The sequence below is a fragment of the Roseateles sp. genome (assembly GCF_039595595.1).
Lineage (GTDB): Bacteria > Pseudomonadota > Gammaproteobacteria > Burkholderiales > Burkholderiaceae_C > Roseateles.
This window is the reverse complement of record NZ_JBCNLG010000014.1, coordinates 12,724-30,904: the sequence shown is the minus strand read 5'-3', so window position 1 is coordinate 30,904 and position 18,181 is coordinate 12,724. Positions and strand designations below refer to the sequence as shown.

At 68.3% G+C, this 18,181-nt stretch carries 14 protein-coding genes and 1 other RNA gene; 8 read left to right on the top strand and 7 right to left on the bottom strand.

The annotated features are described in order from the left end of the window. Positions 1-22: 22 nt before the first annotated feature. The gene (locus tag ABDW61_RS16805; RefSeq protein WP_343640256.1) at positions 23-856 is read left to right on the top strand and encodes an alpha/beta hydrolase; all 834 of its coding nucleotides are present in this window, start codon (positions 23-25) and stop codon (positions 854-856) included. 45 nt (positions 857-901) lie between these two features. Here the strand turns inward: ABDW61_RS16805 and ABDW61_RS16800 are convergent, their stop codons facing one another. From ABDW61_RS16800 to ompA, 7 genes are all read right to left on the bottom strand, one after another. Continuing rightward, a complete protein-coding gene (locus tag ABDW61_RS16800) occupies positions 902-1,321 on the bottom strand; it encodes a hypothetical protein (protein WP_343640254.1) in 420 nt (139 codons plus the stop codon). Positions 1,322-1,368: 47 nt separating this feature from the next. Further along, on the bottom strand, positions 1,369-2,355 hold the full coding sequence (locus ABDW61_RS16795) for a hypothetical protein (protein ID WP_343640253.1): 987 nt from the start codon (positions 2,353-2,355) through the stop codon (positions 1,369-1,371). A gap of 125 nt (positions 2,356-2,480) precedes the next feature. Next, complete coding sequence (locus ABDW61_RS16790; RefSeq protein WP_343640252.1) at positions 2,481-4,418, bottom strand: ATP-dependent helicase; 1,938 nt, start codon at positions 4,416-4,418, stop codon at positions 2,481-2,483. A gap of 101 nt (positions 4,419-4,519) precedes the next feature. After that, positions 4,520-4,878: a transfer-messenger RNA gene (gene ssrA / locus ABDW61_RS16785) on the bottom strand. A 107-nt stretch (positions 4,879-4,985) separates the two neighbouring features. Beyond that, a complete protein-coding gene (gene gph, locus ABDW61_RS16780; protein WP_343640251.1) occupies positions 4,986-5,693 on the bottom strand; it encodes a phosphoglycolate phosphatase in 708 nt (235 codons plus the stop codon). Beyond that, positions 5,690-6,391, bottom strand: a complete 702-nt coding sequence (gene ubiG / locus ABDW61_RS16775; protein ID WP_343640250.1) for a bifunctional 2-polyprenyl-6-hydroxyphenol methylase/3-demethylubiquinol 3-O-methyltransferase UbiG — start codon at positions 6,389-6,391, stop codon at positions 5,690-5,692. Before ubiG ends, gph begins: the two co-directional genes overlap by 4 nt. 174 nt (positions 6,392-6,565) lie before the next feature. Continuing rightward, complete coding sequence (ompA, locus tag ABDW61_RS16770; protein WP_343640249.1) at positions 6,566-7,216, bottom strand: outer membrane protein OmpA; 651 nt, start codon at positions 7,214-7,216, stop codon at positions 6,566-6,568. A gap of 259 nt (positions 7,217-7,475) precedes the next feature. Here ompA and gyrA point away from each other — a divergent pair, with 259 nt between their 5' ends. The 7 genes from gyrA (at position 7,476) to rpsA (ending at position 18,058) form a co-directional block, all read left to right on the top strand. Then, a complete protein-coding gene (gene gyrA, locus ABDW61_RS16765) occupies positions 7,476-10,160 on the top strand; it encodes a DNA gyrase subunit A (protein ID WP_343640248.1) in 2,685 nt (894 codons plus the stop codon). After that, positions 10,157-10,783, top strand: a complete 627-nt coding sequence (locus tag ABDW61_RS16760) for a DUF2059 domain-containing protein (protein WP_343640246.1) — start codon at positions 10,157-10,159, stop codon at positions 10,781-10,783. Before gyrA ends, ABDW61_RS16760 begins: the two co-directional genes overlap by 4 nt. A gap of 130 nt (positions 10,784-10,913) precedes the next feature. Next, on the top strand, positions 10,914-12,038 hold the full coding sequence (gene serC / locus ABDW61_RS16755) for a 3-phosphoserine/phosphohydroxythreonine transaminase (protein WP_343640244.1): 1,125 nt from the start codon (positions 10,914-10,916) through the stop codon (positions 12,036-12,038). Next, positions 12,031-13,170: a prephenate dehydratase gene (gene pheA / locus ABDW61_RS16750; RefSeq protein ID WP_343640242.1), complete on the top strand. Its 1,140-nt coding sequence runs from the start codon at positions 12,031-12,033 to the stop codon at positions 13,168-13,170. Before serC ends, pheA begins: the two co-directional genes overlap by 8 nt. A gap of 33 nt (positions 13,171-13,203) precedes the next feature. Further along, positions 13,204-14,091 (top strand): prephenate dehydrogenase/arogenate dehydrogenase family protein, encoded by an 888-nt coding sequence (locus ABDW61_RS16745; RefSeq protein WP_343640241.1) that lies wholly within the window; start codon positions 13,204-13,206, stop codon positions 14,089-14,091. Between the two features lie 38 nt (positions 14,092-14,129). Then, the gene (locus tag ABDW61_RS16740) at positions 14,130-16,151 is read left to right on the top strand and encodes a bifunctional 3-phosphoshikimate 1-carboxyvinyltransferase/cytidylate kinase (RefSeq protein ID WP_343640240.1); all 2,022 of its coding nucleotides are present in this window, start codon (positions 14,130-14,132) and stop codon (positions 16,149-16,151) included. 212 nt (positions 16,152-16,363) lie between these two features. Further along, on the top strand, positions 16,364-18,058 hold the full coding sequence (rpsA, locus tag ABDW61_RS16735; RefSeq protein WP_343640238.1) for a 30S ribosomal protein S1: 1,695 nt from the start codon (positions 16,364-16,366) through the stop codon (positions 18,056-18,058). Positions 18,059-18,181 lie beyond the last annotated feature (123 nt).

Here is an 18,181-nt window from a genome sequence, read left to right as displayed (position 1 = left end):
TCGACCGCCAGACGCCCTTTGCATGACGTCCACGAATCGCGAGCCCGCCTCCTGCCAGCAGACTGACCACACCGTGCGTTACGGCGGCGGCACGATCCACGCGCGGTGCTGGACGCCGGCATCGAGCCCGTCGGGCTCCTCGGACGACGAGGGCCTCGCTCCGATCGTGCTGATGCACGATTCGCTCGGCGCGGTGAGCCTGTGGCGCGGACTGCCAAAGGCGCTCGCGATCGCCACCGGGCGGCGGGTCGTCGCCTACGACCGGCTGGGCTTCGGCGAGTCGAGCGCGATCGCCGCCCTGCCCGATCCCGGCTTCATCGCGGCCGAGGCGCGCGGTGGGTTTTCCGCGGTGGTGGACCAGCTCGGCATCGAGCGCTTCGTCGTGATGGGGCACAGCGTCGGCGGCGGGATGTCGATCGAGATCGCCGCCCAGTGGCCCGGCCGCTGCGATGCGCTGATCACCATCGCCGCGCAGACCTTCCTCGAGGAGCGCACGCTGGCCGGCGTGCGCGCGTCACGCGAGGACTTCCGTGCGCCGGGGCAGATCGACCGGCTGCGCCGCTATCACGGCGACAAGGCGCCGTGGGTGCTGAACGCCTGGACCGAGCGCTGGCTCGCGCCCGACTTCGCCGGCTGGTCGCTGCGCGCGGTGCTGCCGTGCGTCGGGTGCCCGGTGCTGACGATTCACGGCGAGCTCGATGAATACGGCAGTCCCGCGCACCAGGACCTGATCGCGGCACTCGTGGCGGGGCCGGTCACCCGGCTGACGATGCCCGGCCTGGGCCATGGCCCGCATCGCGAGGCGCAGGCCGAGGTGATCGATGCGATCGCGGCGTTCCTCGCGCATCCGCGCTGACGAGGCTCGCCCCAGACGCCGGCGAGCGCCCCACGCCCGGACCGGTCAGGCCTCGTCGAGCCCCTGCTTCAGCTTCACCGCCGCCGCGACGATCTTCGCGCCGCTGCCGGTCGACAGCACCGCGAGGAAGTCCAGCACCTGGCCGAGCTTCTCGATCCGCTGCTTCCAGCCGGCGATCCGCGCGATCACGCCCTGCGCGTACGCCGTCGCCGCGTTGATGTGGGCCGCGGTGACCTGGGCTTCGCCAGCGATCAGGTCGATCTGGGCGCCGACCAGCGCCAGCGCCTGATCGAGCAGGTCCTGCTGCAACCGCGCCACGGCCTGTGCCTCCTCGACATCCGTGGCGCTCGCCACCGCGGCGTCCAGTTCCCTGGCCCACTGACGCAGGCAATCGATCGAGTCCTGGAGCCCCGCTCCGCTGATCGCGACCCCGTCGGTCGCGCTGGGCAATGCCTCATCGGCCATCTGTCGTCTCCCTCGTCGCTGTTGATTCGATGCCGGGCGCCTCGGCCTCACGAGCCCGAGCCCTGCCCCTTGATCCCGGCGGCTTGACGCGCCGCCTGCAGCTTCACGCGCAAGGCCTTGAGCCGTTCGAGCAGCACCGCCGGTTCGATCTTCAGCGCATCGGACTCGAAGACATCGAGCGTCTGCTGCCAGGCATCGATGGCCTCGGCAATGCGGCGCGGTACTTCCGGATCCGCACCTTCGGCGCGCGACCTCAGCAGCGCGGCATGCCGGCCGAGTTCGCGCCGCAGTTCGGCGGTTCGGATCGGTTCGGCCGCGCGCAGCGCGGGCCCGTTCAGCAACTTGCCGCTCTGCTCGCCGCGCTGCTGCAGGATCGCCGCGAAGTTGCGGTACGGCGGTTGCGCGCGGCCGGGTGGCGCGTCCGCCGAGGCGATGAAGAAGGACTTCAGCAACTGGCCGGTGACGCGCAGGTCGGGCACCTGCCGGACCATCTCGGCGATGCCCTCGGCCCGCTTGCGCTCCGTGGCGATGCGCAGCAGCGCCTGGGCCAGCTTCGTCAGCGCGCCGGCCTCGCGATCGCTCACCAGCGCGCGGCCTTCCTTGTCCTTCAGGCCCTGAAGTTTCTGGCCGAGCCCGTCGAGGTCCGGCGAGAGATCGAACGTCTTGTCGTCGGCCAGTGCGGCGAGCGCCTGCGCATAGCCGTCGAGCACCGTGACGGTCGCATCGGCCAGCCGCCCCTGCGCCGCCTGGTACTGGCGGCAGGCCTCGAGCGGGCGCTCGTCATCGCGGTTCGCGGTGACGATGTCCAGTTCGCCCTGCCAGACGCACAGGGCGTCGAGCTGCGTGAACTCGGTCTTGACGATGCCTGTCAGCGAGCTCGTCTGCGCGGCGAAGGACGACGCGGCCTGATGGTTCGCGCAGCCCTGGAACAGCGTCAGCCCGAGTCCGGCCGCGCACAACGCCCCCCAGGGCTTCCGGCGTGCGAGGGCGGTGCGCATGGCATCGGCGTGCAGGTCGATCGGAACGGTCGTCATCGGTGGTCTCCTCCCGCGACGATTCTCTCCATCGGCCCGCATGCGTGGCAGATCACAGGTGCGCTCGCCCCCCGCCTTCAGGGTCCCCTGAATGCGTCACGGCCTCCCCCGCAGTGGGGAGGCGCTCAGGAACACGGGAGGAAGCGGCTCGGCGGGCCCGGGTCGCGGATCAGTTGCACCAGGTGCTTCGCGCGTGACACGGCGACGTAGAAGCGATGGCGCTCGTCCTCGTCGTCGCCATCGAACTGGCCCTGGTTCAAGCCGGGGATGAGCACGTGTTCGTACTCCAGCCCCTTGGACTGCTCGATCGTCGACAGCACGAGGCGTTGCCGCGCGCTCCAGTCCTGCTGCTGACGCTCCTCCTGGGCCCGGATGACGCGCAGCATCTCGGTGATCGACAGGAAGTTCTCGCGCTCCACGAGGCGCTCCAGCGCCAGCACCGACGCCGCGGCGCCGCGGATCGCCTCGGCCTTCACCAGCACGTGCTCCGCGAGCCGGGCCATGCGCAGCGCCTTCAGCGCCGGCACCAGGTCCGGCACCCGGTCGCCGCGCGCGATGTTCATGGCTTCCCGCACGCAGGCGGCCGCCTGCGCGCGCGGCGTGCGGGCGAGCAGGTCCTCGAGCATGAAGTCCAGGAACGCGCCCGCAGGCGCGTTGATGATCTTGGCCATCGTGTCCGGGTCGTCGCCGCCGCCCGCCAGTGGCAGCGCGCCGCCGATGAACTCCCAGGCCGCCAGCTTCGCCGCCTGGAACGAGGCCTCGGTGAACGCGTCGCGGCTGCCCACCGCGGCCGCCAGCAACAGACGCACGAAGAGCATCTCCGGCCGGCTGGTGTAGCTCGCGAAGCCGGCGGTCTCGTAGTCGACGCCGGCGTTGAGCAGGCCGTATTCCAGGTCGAGCGCGGCGCTCGGGTGACGCAGCAGGACGGCCACTTCGCTCAGCGGCGCCTTGGCGGCTTGGCGCTCGTCGCGCACACGGCGCAGGTGCTGGACCAGCGCCTGCGTGCTGTCGAGCTGCAGGACCTCGAGCCGCCCACCCCGCTCGGGGTGGGACGGATACGGCTTGCGCGCGAAGACTTCCAGCGCCTGCGCGATGCCGGGCCCGAAGCGCTGCGCGTGCGTCAGCGTCATCCGCTCGGCGCGGCCGAACTCGATGTGGAAGCCGGCGCGCAGGAAGTACGAGTCCGCGCCGCTCTCGGCGTGGATGACCTGGTCGACGTCGCCGACGCCAGTGAAGGGCAGCTCCGGATACAGCGACAGCAGTTCGCGCAGCACCGTGGCCATGGCCCAGTTCATGTCGTGGAACTCGTCGACGACGACCGCGTGCAGCGGGCCGACGCGCAGCGGATGGTTCTCGTAGGAGAAGACGGGATCGGCGGCGCTGAGCGCGCACGCCATGTCGTAGGTCGCGTCGCCCGGCGTGCGGAAGCGCACCTCGTCGCGTCCCGGGCCGCCGCCGAGGCGATCGGCCTCATAGGCCTGGAAGATGGCGAGGGTCGTGAAGTCGAATCCGGTCTCCAGCGCCGAATCCGGCGTGAGGCGGAATTCCTCGTCCTGGCGCCGCAGCACCATCGCGCCCTTCAGGCGCTCGAAATCCTTCAGCAGGCGCTCGACGATCAGGTGGCCGCTGCCGTGGAGCTTGAAGTCGTCCTCGTGTCCGGATTGCAGCGCTCGATCGCGCGCCGCCTGGATGGCGGCCAGCACGGCGCCCTTGACCTGCTCGGGGCGCCGCAGGTCCTGCGCGGCCGGCTCGCCCATGCGGCGCAGCCGCACCGCGCAGAACTGGTCGAAGGTGCGCACGCCCAGGCGCTGCGCCAGGCTGGCCGGCGCGCCGAGACGCGCGATGGTCCGGCGGATGGCCTCGGCGCCGGGCTCGGTGAAGGTCAGCATCAGGATGCGCGCGGGATCGGCGCCCTCCTCCCGGATCATGCGCAGCACGCGCAGGCACAGCGCCGTCGTCTTGCCGACGCCGGCATTGGCCTCGACGATGACCCGGCGCGCCTTGGCGTGCTCGATGCGCGCCTGCTCGGCCGTCGGCGTGATCGGGGATTGCTTCCAAGCCATGCGCGCCTTTCCCGCAGCGGGACCGTCCAACGAAAAACGCCCAGGTGAACGAATCACTTGGGCGCTTGATCGAGCTCATGACGCGTCACGAGCCATTTGTATGGTGGAGCCGGCGGGAATTGAACCCGCGTCCGCAAGCCTTTGCCGGGCAGTTCTACATGCTTAGCTCTCTGATTTGAATCTCACGTCGTGGTCGCGCAGGAGCACGCTACCAAGACGCCAGTCACTAGATCTCGTCAGGCGCCGTGTGACACGGCTCAAGACCAGCCCACGTGAATAACCTCGCTGGTGTTGCCACCACAGCCCGTGGGCGAGCTGCTGCGAGGGGTCACCGCATTAAGCGGCAGCCAGGTACTTGCTATCGTTCGCAGATAGTTTGTTTCCAGTGGATTTACGAGCGGACTGGTGCTCGGCATGCCCTACTCCGACTCCGTACCCACGTCGAAACCAGGTCGGCCCCAGAGAGAGAAGTCTCAGATTATGCCAGCGCCCAGGACTTCAAGACCTCAACCGAGACATCTTTCTGAAGTTCGGCAGGCGTCGAAGGAACCAGGGCGCAACGCGCGCTCAGCGCGAGCGCCGCAGCCATTCAGTCAGAGCCGCCGGCGTGTCGAGGACCACGTCGGCGCCCCAGGCGTCGATGGGCTCGCCGTCCCCCAGATAGCCCCAGCGCACTGCCACCGTCGGCATGCCCGCCGCCCGGCCCGCAAGGATGTCGCGCGCATCGTCGCCCACATAAACGCACTCGGATGGCGACACGCCCGCACGGCGCGCCGCCTCGAGCAGCGGCGCGGGATGCGGCTTGCTGTGCGCCGTCGTGTCGCCGCCGACCACCGCCGCCGCCAGGGCCGTCCAGCCCAGCCCCTGCGCCAGCGGCAGCGCGAAACGCTCCGACTTGTTGGTCACGATGCCCCAGCTCAGGCCGTCGTCCGAGAGCGCGCGCAGCATCGCCGCGACGCCTTCGAAGGGATGCGTCTCACGCAGCAGACGCTGCTCATAGCGATCAAAGAACTCGTCGCGCAGGGCCGCGAAGGCCAACTCCGCCGGCGAGACGCCGAAGGCCACGCCCATCATCCCGCGCGCGCCCGCGCCGACCATCGGCCGCAGCCGCTCGAACGGCACTTCGGGCAGACCGCGGGCGGCGAGCATCTCGTTGGTCGCCCCCGCCAGATCGGGCGCGCTGTCCACCAGCGTGCCGTCGAGGTCGAAGAGCACCGTGCGGATCGTCGCCCGCACAGGCGCGCCGGTCGGCGCGTTCAGCGACACCGTGTTCATGCGGGACGGCGGCAGGCGAGCAGGTAGTTGACGTCGGTATCCGCGTTCAGCGCATAGCGCTGCGTGAGCGGATTGAAGGTCAGCCCCTTGGCGCCCTGCACCTCCAGACCGGCGTCGCGACACATCTGCGCCAGCTCCGACGGGCGAATGAAACGAGCATATTCATGCGTCCCGGCGGGCAGCATGCGCAGCACGTACTCGGCGCCCACGATCGCGAACAGGAAGGACTTGGGATTGCGATTCAGCGTGGAGAGAAACACCCAGCCGCCGGGCTTCACCAGTTGCCCCAGCGCCGTCACGACCGAGGCGGGATCGGGAACGTGCTCCAGCATCTCCATGCAGGTCACCACGTCGAAGGAGGCAGGCCGCTGCACGGCGAGGTCCTCCACGGCGATCTCCTGGTAGGCCACGTTGGCCGTGCCGGCCTCCATCGCGTGCAGCTCAGCGACGCGCAGCGATTTGGTCGCCAGGTCGATGCCCAGGACATTCGCCCCCTTGCGCGCCATCGCGTCGGCCAGGATGCCGCCGCCACAGCCGACGTCGAGCGCCGTCTTGCCGTGCAGGCCGCAAAGGCCATCGATCCAGTTCAATCGCAAGGGATTGATCTGGTGCAAGGGCTTGAATTCACTTTCGGTATCCCACCAGCGGTGGGCCAGCTCGCTGAACTTCTCGAGCTCTTTTGCATCGACATTCGCCATGGGGCGCAATGGTAGCCGAGCGAAACTCTCACGAGGCCGATTCCATCGGCACGAAATGACGCCGGACCACATCGGAACATCTCGCGATTCGTGACGTCGCCATGAAAAAACCCCGCGAGCCTGACGGCTGGCGGGGTTTGTCGGAAGGCGGCCGAAGCCGCCCTCTCGCACCGATTACTTCTTGACGGCGCGGGTACCGACCACTTCGATCTCGACGCGACGGTTCTTGGCGCGGCCTTCCGCGGTCTTGTTGTCGGCGACAGGCTGCTTCTTGCCCTTGCCTTCGGTGTAGACGCGGTTCTTTTCCAGACCCTTCGACACCAGATAGGCCTTGACGGCTTCAGCGCGGCGGACCGACAGCTTCTGGTTGTAGGCGTCCGTGCCGATGCTGTCGGTGTGGCCGACGGCAATGATCACTTCCAGGTTGATGCCGCCCGTCTTCGAGATCAGGTCGTCCAGCTTGGACTTGGCTTCCGGCTTCAGGACCGACTTGTCGAAGTCGAAGAAGGCGTCAGCGGCGTACGTGACCTTCTCGCTCGTGGGAGCAACGATCGGCGCGGGCGCCGGAGCCGGGGTGACCGCAGGAGCGGGTGCCGGAGCGGGCGCAGCGGCCGGAGCTTGGGCAACCGGCTTCAGGGCGCCGTCGCAGTCCTTGGCAGCCGTGGCCGGCGTCCAGGCGGTATCGCGCCAGCACAGCTCGTTGGTACCGTTCTTCCAAACGGTGCCATCCGTTGCGCGCCAGTTGTCCACGGTTTGGGCCATTGCGCCCGAGGTGGCCACAGCGGCGACAGCAAAGAGAGCTGCCACGCGGTTCAGTTTCTTCATGATTCTCCTCTCAAGGAAAGCCGCAGTTGCCCTGCGAAACGTCCAATGTCGGAACTAAAACCTCAGGAGTTCCCTGACCAAGGGTTTCTCCTAGGGACGAACCGATTGTGCCATAGGGCAACAGGACGCCTCCATTCTCGCGGCACGCCGTGCAACTGTTCATGAAGCTGTTGCGCAAGCACGACAAGCGCGCGCAATTAGAATCAGCGTCTTCCGTTCTCTCCAGAGGCCGCGCACGTGCGCGCGCGGCCCCATGCGCATGACCCAGTTCGCCAAGGAAACCCTGCCCATCAGCCTCGAAGAGGAGATGCGGCGCTCCTACTTGGATTACGCGATGAGCGTGATCGTCGGCCGCGCGCTGCCCGACGCGCGCGACGGCCTCAAGCCGGTGCATCGCCGCGTGCTGTTCGCGATGCACGAGCTGAACAACGACTGGAACCGCCCGTACAAGAAGTCGGCGCGTATCGTCGGCGACGTCATCGGTAAATACCACCCGCATGGCGACAGCGCCGTGTACGACACCATCGTCCGGATGGCGCAGGACTTCTCGCTGCGCCACATGCTGGTCGACGGCCAGGGCAATTTCGGCTCCATCGACGGTGACAACGCCGCGGCGATGCGATACACCGAAATCCGCCTGTCGAAAATCGCCCACGAAATGCTGGCCGATATCGACAAGGAAACCGTCGACTTCGGTCCCAACTACGACGGCTCGATGAAAGAGCCGCTGGTATTGCCCACGCGCCTGCCCAGTTTGCTGGTCAATGGCTCGGCCGGTATCGCGGTGGGCATGGCGACGAATATTCCGCCGCACAACCTCAACGAGGTCGTCGACGCCTGCATGCATGCGCTGAAGCACCCGGAGTGCTCCATCGACGAGCTGCTGGAGATCATCCCGGCCCCGGACTTCCCCACCGCCGGCATCATCTACGGCCTGTCGGGCGTGCGCGAGGGCTACCGCACCGGCCGCGGCAAGGTCGTGATGCGCGCGAAGGTCCATTTCGAGGACATCGACCGCGGCGCCCGCCAGGCGATCATCGTCGACGAGATCCCGTACCAGGTGAACAAGAAGACGCTCCTGGAGCGGATCGCCGAGCTGGTGCAGGAAAAGAAGATCGAGGGCATCAGCCACATCCAGGACGAGTCGGACCGCTCCGGCATGCGCATCGTCATCGAGCTCAAGCGCGGCGAGGTGCCCGAGGTCGTCCTGAACAACCTGTACAAGCAGACGCAGCTCCAGGACAGCTTCGGCATGAACATGGTGGCGCTGGTCGACGGCCAGCCCAAGCTGTGCAACCTGAAGGACCTGATCACGGTCTTCCTGGAGCACCGCCGCGAGGTCGTCACCCGCCGCACCATCTTCGAGCTGCGCAAGGCGCGCGAGCGCGGCCACCTGCTGGAAGGCCTGGCCGTCGCGCTGGCCAACATCGACGACTTCATCGAGATCATCAAGCGCAGCCCGACGCCCCCCGTGGCCAAGGCGGAGCTGATGGCGCGCGCCTGGGACTCGTCGCTGGTGCGCGACATGCTGCAGCGCGCCGAGGGCGAGACCGCCGGCGGCCGCAACGCCTATCGTCCGGAAGGGCTGCCCGCGCAGTACGGCATGCAGGAGGACGGCCTCTACAAGCTGTCCGACGAGCAGGCTGGCGAGATCCTTCAGATGCGCCTGCAGCGCCTGACCGGCCTGGAGCAGGACAAGATCGTCGGCGAGTACCGCGACGTGATGGCCCAGATCGCCGACCTGCTGGACATCCTGGCCAAGCCGGCCCGCGTGACGACCATCATCGGCGAGGAACTGGTCTCGCTGAAGCAGGAGTTCGGCCAGACCAAGCTGGGCGCGCGCCGCAGCGTGATCGAGCACAACGCGCAGGAACTCGGCACCGAGGACCTGATCACGCCGACCGACATGGTGGTGACGCTCTCGCACACCGGCTACATCAAGAGCCAGGCGCTGAGCGAGTACCGCTCCCAGCGCCGCGGCGGCCGCGGCAAGCAGGCCACCGCGACGAAGGACGACGACTGGATCGACCAGCTCTTCATCGCCAACACGCACGACTGGATGCTGTGCTTCAGCAACCGCGGCCGCGTCTACTGGCTCAAGGTCTGGGAAGTGCCGCAGGGCTCGCGCAACGCGCGCGGCAAGCCCATCGTCAACATGTTCCCGCTGCAGCCGGAAGAGAAGATCAACGTCGTGCTGCCGCTGACCGGCGAGTTCCGCTCGTTCCCGGAAGACCACTTCATCTTCTTCGCCACCGCGCTGGGCACCGTCAAGAAGACCTCGCTGAAGGACTTCAGCAACCCGCGCAAGGCCGGCATCATCGCCGTCGACCTGGACGAGGGCGATTACCTGATCGGCGCCGCGCTGACCGATGGCCAGCATGACGTGATGCTGTTCTCCGACGGCGGCAAGGCGGTGCGCTTCGACGAGGACGACGTCCGCCCGATGGGCCGCCAGGCCCGCGGCGTGCGCGGCATGATGCTCGAGCCCGACCAGCGCCTGATCGCGATGCTGGTGGCCGAGGACGAGACGCAGAGCGTGCTGACCGCCACCGAGAACGGGTTCGGCAAGCGCACCAGCATCGTGGAATACACGCGCCACGGCCGCGGCACGAAAGGCATGATCGCCATCCAGCAGAGCGAGCGCAACGGCAAGGTTGTCGCGGCGACGCTGGTCCGTCCGGAGGACGAGATCATGCTGATCACCGACACTGGCGTGCTGGTGCGCACGCGGGTTGCCGAGATCCGCGAACTCGGCCGCGCCACGCAGGGCGTGACGCTGATCTCGCTGGACGAGGGCGCGAAGCTCTCGGGCCTGCAGCGCATCGTCGAGAACGACGCGAACGAAACCACCGAATCGACCGACGACGCCGCAGGCGGCGCCGATCCCGATGCCGGCGGCGCCACGGGTGCCGCGGGCGATTCCACCCCCGACGTGAAGGAATGACCTTGTTGCTGAAGTCCATCCAAGCCGGCGCCATCGCCGCCTCGCTGCTGGCGAGCCCCGTCGTCTTCGCACAGAAGGCCGACAGCCCGCAGTCCAAGAAGGACGTCATCGCGAAGATCCTGAAGATCCAGCAGCCGGCCATCGAGGCGCTGACGATGGGCGTGCTGAGCCGCCCGGTCAACGAACTGGCCGCCAAGGCCGCGCCGGCGCTGCGCAACGTGCCCGAAGCCAAGCGCGAGGCCGTCGCCAAGCAGATCGACACCGACCTGCGCAAGTTCATGGAAGACAACGCCAAGCCGCTGGTCGACAAGGGCACGAAGATGGCGCCGTCGACGATGGGTGTCGCGCTCGACGAGAAGTTCACCGAGGACGAGCTCAAGCAGTTGCTGGCCTGGCTGGAATCGCCGGTGAGCAAGAAGTTCGCCGAGTCCTCGCAGGAACTGCAGCAGATCTACACGAAGAAGCTGATCGACGACAACGGCAAGCAGCTGGACGAGAAGTTCACCGCGCTGCAGCAGAACGTCGCCAAGCAGCTGGGCCTGGAAGCCGGCCCGCCCCCCGCCGCGCCGGCCTCGGCCGCGTCGGGCGCCAAGCCCGCCGCCAAGCCCGCGCCGAAGAAGTAAGCCCCTCGGGCACGCGGCGGCCTCGCGCCGCCGCGTGCTCGCCCGAGGCCTCCGCCCAGCCGGCCGAACCGGCCCGCTGGGCGGGTGCCCCGGAGCTCCCTGCCGCTGTTCCGTCCTCACCGCGCCGCCCATGCACCCCGTCCGCCCGTTCAACTTCTCCGCCGGCCCCGCCGCCCTCCCCCCCGAGGTCCTGAGCCTGGTGGCCGAGGAGATGCTCGACTGGCACGGCTCCGGCATGAGCGTGATGGAGATGAGCCATCGCGGCCGGGAGTTCATCTCGATCTACGAGGCCGCCGAAGCCGATCTGCGCGAGCTGCTGCAGGTGCCGCCCCACTTCCGCATCCTGTTCATGCAGGGCGGCGGCCTGGGCGAGAACGCGATCCTCCCGCTGAACCTCTCCCGCGGCGGCGCGGTGGACGTGGTGGTCACCGGCTCGTGGTCGAAGAAGAGCGCCGGCGAAGCCCGCCGCTACGCCGATGTGCGCATCGCCGCCGATGCGGCGTCGCTCGATGCCGGCGGCCGGTACGTCGACATCCCGGACCCCGCGACCTGGCAACTTCGACGTGAGGCGGCCTATGTCCACGTCTGCAGCAACGAGACGATCGACGGCATCGAGTTCCAGTCGCTGCCCGATCTGAAGGCACTGGGCTGCGACGCGCCGCTGGCGATCGATTTCTCGTCGCACGTGGCGTCGCGGCCGGTGGATTGGTCCAAGGTCGGCATCGCCTTCGCCGGCGCCCAGAAGAACATCGGCCCGGCCGGCCTGACGCTGGTCATCGTCCGCGAGGACCTGCTCGGCCACGCGCTCCCCATCTGCCCGTCCGCGTTCGACTACAAGATCGTGGCCGAGGCCCAGTCGATGTACAACACGCCGCCGACCTTCGGCATCTACGTCGCCGGCCTGGTCTTCCAATGGCTCAAGCGCTTCGACTACGGCGGCAAGACCGGCCTGGCGGCGATCGAGCAGCGCAACATCGACAAGGCCGCCCTGCTGTACACGGCGCTGGACGGCTCCTCCCTGTACGAGAACTGCGTGGCGGCCCGCTGCCGCTCGCGGATGAACGTCCCGTTCTTCCTCCGCGACGAGCGTCTGAACGACGCCTTCCTGGCCGGTGCCAGGGAGCGGGGACTGCTGCAACTCAAAGGCCACAAGTCGGTGGGCGGCATGCGGGCATCGATCTACAACGCGATGCCGCTGGAGGGCGTTCAAGCCCTGGTGAGCTACCTGAAAGACTTCGAGACCCGACATGGCTGACACGCCGACTCCTTCCGATGCCGACATCCCGGCCCCCGTGGCGCCGGTGGCCGATCCCGAACTGCTCGCGCTGCGCGGCCAGATCGACGCGCTCGACTCGCAGCTGCTGACGCTGCTGAACCAGCGCGCCCGCGTCGCCGAGCAGGTCGGCGAGATCAAGCGCCGCGATGGCACGCCCTTCTTCCGCCCCGACCGCGTCGCGCAGGTGATCGCCAAGATCAAGGCCGCGAACCAGGGCCCGCTCAAGGACGACCACGTCGCCGCCATCTGGCGCGAGATCATGTCCGCCTGCCTGGCGCTGGAATCGCCTCAGCGCGTCGCCGTGCTGGGCCCCTTCGGCACCTTCTGCGAGCAGGCCGCGATCGAATACTTCGGCGGCGCCGCCGACCTGATCTACTGCAACAGCTTCGACGAGGTCTTCCACGCGACCGCCTCCGGCAGCGCGCAGTACGGCGTGGTCGGCGTCGAGAACATGACCGAGGGCGTGGTGACCCGCTCGCTCGACCTGTTCCTGCACACGCCCACGCATGTCGTCGGCGAGGTGAGCCTGCTGATCCGCCACAACCTGCTGCGCAAGGAGAACTCGCTGGAGGGCATCGAGGCGGTGCTGGCGCACCCCCAGGCGCTCGCGCAGTGCCAGAACTGGCTCTCCAAGCACCTGCCGAACGCCGAGCGGCGCGCCGTCTCGAGCAACGCCGAGGGTGCGCGCCTGGCCGCGCAGAACCCGGCCTACGCCGCGATCGCCAGCGAGCGCGCGGCAACGCTGTTCGGCCTGCACATCACCGCGCACGCGGTGCAGGACGAGGCCTACAACCGCACCCGGTTCGCCGTGATCTGCCTGCCGCAGACCATGGCCACCCCCCCGGCCACGGGGCGGGACTGCACCAGCCTCATCGTCTCCGTGGCGAACCGCCCGGGCGCGATGCATGATCTGCTGGTGCCATTGAAGACGCACGGCGTGTCGATGACCCGCCTGGAATCGCGCCCGGCCCGCACCGGTCAGTGGGAGTACTACTTCTACATCGACCTGGACGGCCATCCGTCCCAGCCGCACGTGGCGGCGGCGCTGGCCGAACTGCGATCCCTGTGCGCGTTCTACAAGGTCATCGGCGCCTACCCGCTGAAGTCCTGAAGCAGAAGTCTTGAGCGAAAAAGGTTCCTCGCGATGTACAACCAACTCGGCGTGATCGGTTGCGGCCTGATGGGCGGCTCGTTCGCGCTGGCCATGAAGAAAGCCGGCCTCGTGCGCCGCGTGGTCGGCTACAGCAAGAGCCCGTCCACGACCGACACCGCCCGCCGCATGGGCGTGATCGACCTCGCCGCCGAGTCGGCGCTGCTGGCCGTGTCCGGCTCGGACATCGTGCTGGTGGCGGTGCCGGTCGCCGCGACCGAGTCCACGCTCAAGGCCATCCGCCATCTGGTGCGGGCCGACGTGCTGCTGATGGACGTGGGCTCGACCAAGAGCGACGTCGTCGACGCGGCCAAGCGCGCGCTGGGCAAGCAGTTCCCGAGCTTCGTGCCCGCGCACCCGATCGCCGGCAAGGAAAGCGCCGGCGTGCAGCATGCCGATGCCTCGCTGTACCAGGGCCGCCAGGTCATCCTGACGCCGCTGGAGCAGACCCGGCCGGAGATGGTGCAGAAGGCGACCGACGTCTGGTCGGCGCTGGGGTCGCAGGTGCTCAAGATGGCGCCGCACCACCACGACGAGGCCTTCGCCGCCGTCAGCCACCTGCCGCACCTGCTGGCCTACGCCTACTTCAGTTCGGTGGCGAAGCAGCCCTCGGGGCGCGACTTCCTGAGCCTGGCTGGCTCGGGCTTCCGCGACTTCACCCGCATCGCGGCCAGCGATCCGACCATCTGGCGCGACATCCTGATGGCCAACAAGCAGGACCTGCTGACCCAGTCGCAGCGCTTCCGCGAGGTGCTGGACCAGATGGAACAGGCGATCCGCGCGGGTGACGCGCAGGCGCTCGAATCGATGATCCGGCAGGCGTCCGAGGGCCGCGCGCAATGGCAGCCGGGCGGACCGGGTCCGTCGTCGAAGTCCAAGTAACCCCCTTCCCGACGGCGCGCCGCGCGCCGGACCGCGTCATGTACAAGATCCCCTTCCTGGACCTGCCCCCGCTGCGCGGCGCCGCGGGCACCGTGTCCCTGCCCGGTTCCAAGAGCATCTCCAACCGCGTGCTGCTGCTGGCCGGCCTGTCCGACGGCGTGACGCGCGTGCACGACCTGCTGGCGTCGGACGACACCAAGGTCATGCTCGCCGCGCTGCGCGAACTGGGCTGCCAGCTCGAGACCGATGCCGACGGCGTGCTGTCCGTGACCGGCATCGGCGGCCGGCCGCGGGCGCGGGACGCGAAGCTCTTTCTCGGCAATGCGGGCACGGCGATGCGCCCGCTGACCGCGGCGCTGGCGCTGCTGGCCGCGACGCAAGGCGGCGCCTTCGAGCTGTCGGGCGTGCCCCGCATGCATGAGCGCCCGATCGGCGACCTCGTCGACGCGCTGCGCGCGCTGGGCTGCCCGATCGACTGTCTGGGCCAGGAAGGCTACCCGCCGCTGCGGCTCAGCGGCCTGGCCCCGCTCAAGCTCGATGCGCCGGTGCGCGTGCGCGGCGACGTCTCCAGCCAGTTCCTGACCGCGCTGCTGCTGGCGCTGCCGCTGGTGGCCGAACACGACGTCGTCATCGAGGTGACCGGCGAGCTGATCTCCAAGCCCTACGTCCACATCACGCTGGAGCTGCTGGCCCGCTTCGGCGTCCACGTCCGCCGCGACGACGACTGGCAGCGCTTCGTCATTCCGGCGGGCAGCCGCTACCGTTCGCCCGGCGAGGTCCATGTGGAAGGCGACGCCTCGTCGGCGTCCTACTTCGTCGCGCTCGGCGCCATCGCGGCGACGGACGCGCCCATCCGTATCGAGGGCGTCGGCTCGGCCTCCGTGCAGGGCGACGTCCGTTTCGTCGAGGCGGCCCAGGCGATGGGCGCGCGCGTCGACATCGGCCCGAACTGGCTGGAAGTGCGCCGCGGCGCCTGGCCGCTGAAGGCGCTCGACCTCGATTGCAACCACATCCCCGACGCGGCGATGACGCTGGCGGTGATGGCGCTCTATGCCGACGGCCCCACCACGCTGCGCAACATCGCCTCCTGGCGCGTCAAGGAGACCGACCGCATCGCCGCGATGGCGACCGAGCTGCGCAAGCTCGGCGCGAGCGTCGAGGAAGGCGCCGACTGGCTGCGCGTGCATCCGCTGAAGGCGTGGAAGGCGGCCGCCATCCACACCTACGACGACCACCGCGTCGCGATGTGCTTCTCGCTGGCCGCGTTCAACGGCCTGCAGGACGACCGCCAGGGCGCGGCCGTGCCGGTGCGCATCCTCGATCCGCAATGCGTCGCCAAGACCTTCCCGGACTACTTCGAGACGCTGTTCGGCGTGGTGCGCGCCGAGATCGACGACATCCCCGTCATCACCATCGACGGCCCCACCGCCTCCGGCAAGGGCACATTGACCGACGAGGTCGCGCAGGCGCTGGGCTACGGCGTGCTGGACTCGGGCGCGCTCTACCGCGTGACCGGCCTGGCCGCCTCGCGACGGGGGCTGGACCTCGGCGACGGGGACGCTGTCGCGGCGCTGGTGCCGACGCTGGACCTGAAGTTCGAATCGGGTCGCGTGCTGCTCGACGACGAGGATGTCTCCGCCGACTTGCGCCAGGAAGCGACCGGCTTGATGGCCTCGCAGGTCGGCGCCCATGGCGCGGTGCGCCGCGCGCTGCATCAGCTGCAACTGGACTTCCGCCGCCTGCCCGGCCTGGTGGCCGACGGCCGCGACATGGGGACGGCGATCTTCCCCACGGCGCCGCTGAAGGTCTTCCTCACCGCCAGCGCGGCCACCCGCGCGGAGCGCCGCTACAAGCAATTGATTTCCAAGGGAATTCCCGCTAACATAGAAAGCTTGCGCGCTGATCTTGAAGCGCGGGACGCTCGCGACAAAGGTCGCGCCGCCTCCCCGCTGCAGGCTGCCGCGGACGCGATCGAGCTGGACAACTCGCAGCAGACCATCGGGGAATCCCGTGATCTGGTGCTGAGCTGGTGGCAGGAGCGGCGTCCGTTCCCGGCCTGAGACTTGGCTCAGAACCCGATCTGAAGCCCAGTCCAAGGCCCGGCGCGCGAACAGGAGCGTCACCCCTCCCTCCGGACGCCAGTCCACTGGGGGTGACGTGTTCTACAACCTAACCCGCAAGCCCGCTTGCAACACAAGCCCGCGCACCTCTCGGATCAGGCTGCTTGACACACAAGCCGCCGGACGCTCTGTGCCTGGCAAGGAAATCTCAAATGTCCCAAATGGAATCTTTCGCCGCCCTGTTCGAGGAATCGCTGCAGAAGGCCAACATGCGCACCGGCGAGGTCATCTCGGCTGAAGTTGTCCGCATCGAGCACAACTTCGTGGTGGTGAATGCCGGCCTGAAGTCGGAAGCGTATGTGCCGGTCGAGGAATTCAAGAACGACCAGGGCGAAGTCGAAGTCCAGGTCGGCGATTTCATCTCGGTGGCCATCGACGCCATCGAGAACGGCTACGGCGACACCATCCTGTCGCGCGACAAGGCCAAGCGTCTGGCCTCGTGGCTGTCGCTGGAGAACGCGCTGGAATCCGGCGAGTTCGTCACCGGCACCGTCTCCGGCAAGGTCAAGGGCGGCCTGACCGTCCTGGTCAACGGCATCCGCGCCTTCCTGCCCGGTTCGCTGCTGGACACCCGCCCGGTGAAGGACATGAGCCCGTTCGAGGGCAAGACCATGGAATTCAAGGTCATCAAGCTGGACCGCAAGCGCAACAACGTTGTGCTGTCGCGCCGCGCGGTGGTCGAGGCTTCGATGGGTGAAGAGCGCGCCAAGCTGCTGGAAACGCTGACCGAAGGCGCCATCGTCAACGGCGTGGTCAAGAACATCACCGAATACGGTGCGTTCGTCGACCTGGGCGGCATCGACGGCCTGCTGCACATCACCGACATGGCCTGGCGCCGTGTCCGCCACCCGAGCGAAGTGGTGACGGTCGGCCAGGAACTGACGGCCAAGGTCCTGAAGTTCGACGCCGAGAAGAACCGCGTCTCGCTGGGCCTGAAGCAGCTGGGCGACGATCCGTGGTTCGGCGTGTCGCGCCGCTACCCGGCCAACACCCGCCTGTTCGGCAAGGTCACCAACATCGCCGACTACGGCGCGTTCGTCGAGATCGAACCGGGCATCGAAGGCCTGGTGCACGTCTCCGAAATGGACTGGACCAACAAGAACGTGGCTCCCTCCAAGGTCGTCTCGCTGGGCGACGAAGTGGAAGTCATGGTCCTGGAGATCGACGAAGACAAGCGTCGCATCTCGCTGGGCATGAAGCAGTGCCGCGCCAACCCGTGGGAAGAGTTCGCCGAGAACGTCAAGCGCGGCGACCGCGTCAAGGGCCCCATCAAGTCGATCACCGACTTCGGCGTGTTCGTGGGCCTGGCCCAGGGCATCGACGGCCTGGTGCACCTGTCCGACCTGTCGTGGAACGAGCCGGGTGAAACCGCCGTGCGCAACTACAAGAAGGGCCAGGAAGTCGAAGCGATCGTGCTGGCCGTGGACGTCGAGCGCGAGCGCATCTCGCTGGGCATCAAGCAGTTGGACGGCGACCCGTTCTCGACCTTCGTCTCGGTCAATGACCGCGGCATGTCGGTCACCGGCAAGGTCAAGACCGTCGACGCCCGTGGCGCCGAGATCGACCTGGGCGAGGACGTCACCGGCTACCTGCGCGCTTCGGAAATCGCCCGCGACCGCGTGGAAGACGCCCGCAACGTGCTGAAGGAAGGCGACGAAGTCACCGCCATCATCATCAACGTCGACCGCAAGTCGCGCAGCATCCAGCTGTCGATCAAGGCCAAGGACAACGCCGACGAGCAGCAAGCCATGCAGCGCCTGTCGCAGTCCAACGAGCGCGAGAACGCCGGCACGACCAGCCTGGGCGCCCTGCTGCGCGCCAAGCTGGACAACCAGAACAACGGCTGATCCTCGCGAAGTTCCGGGCGCACCGCGCAGCGGCGTGCCCGGTCTCGAGAGAATCCCCTGTTCTGGCCGGCGGCGGGCTGAGTTAGCCTGCCGGCGCAGACACGCGAAACCACTCCGACAGGC

Coding starts and splice junctions, on each gene's coding strand:
- ABDW61_RS16805 (WP_343640256.1), top strand. CDS start 23: ATGACGTCCACGAATCGCGAGCCCGCCTCCTGCCAGCAGACTGACCAC.
- ABDW61_RS16800 (WP_343640254.1), bottom strand. CDS start 1,321: ATGGCCGATGAGGCATTGCCCAGCGCGACCGACGGGGTCGCGATCAGC.
- ABDW61_RS16795 (WP_343640253.1), bottom strand. CDS start 2,355: ATGACGACCGTTCCGATCGACCTGCACGCCGATGCCATGCGCACCGCC.
- ABDW61_RS16790 (WP_343640252.1), bottom strand. CDS start 4,418: ATGGCTTGGAAGCAATCCCCGATCACGCCGACGGCCGAGCAGGCGCGC.
- gph (WP_343640251.1), bottom strand. CDS start 5,693: ATGAACACGGTGTCGCTGAACGCGCCGACCGGCGCGCCTGTGCGGGCG.
- ubiG (WP_343640250.1), bottom strand. CDS start 6,391: ATGGCGAATGTCGATGCAAAAGAGCTCGAGAAGTTCAGCGAGCTGGCC.
- ompA (WP_343640249.1), bottom strand. CDS start 7,216: ATGAAGAAACTGAACCGCGTGGCAGCTCTCTTTGCTGTCGCCGCTGTG.
- gyrA (WP_343640248.1), top strand. CDS start 7,476: ATGACCCAGTTCGCCAAGGAAACCCTGCCCATCAGCCTCGAAGAGGAG.
- ABDW61_RS16760 (WP_343640246.1), top strand. CDS start 10,157: ATGACCTTGTTGCTGAAGTCCATCCAAGCCGGCGCCATCGCCGCCTCG.
- serC (WP_343640244.1), top strand. CDS start 10,914: ATGCACCCCGTCCGCCCGTTCAACTTCTCCGCCGGCCCCGCCGCCCTC.
- pheA (WP_343640242.1), top strand. CDS start 12,031: ATGGCTGACACGCCGACTCCTTCCGATGCCGACATCCCGGCCCCCGTG.
- ABDW61_RS16745 (WP_343640241.1), top strand. CDS start 13,204: ATGTACAACCAACTCGGCGTGATCGGTTGCGGCCTGATGGGCGGCTCG.
- ABDW61_RS16740 (WP_343640240.1), top strand. CDS start 14,130: ATGTACAAGATCCCCTTCCTGGACCTGCCCCCGCTGCGCGGCGCCGCG.
- rpsA (WP_343640238.1), top strand. CDS start 16,364: ATGTCCCAAATGGAATCTTTCGCCGCCCTGTTCGAGGAATCGCTGCAG.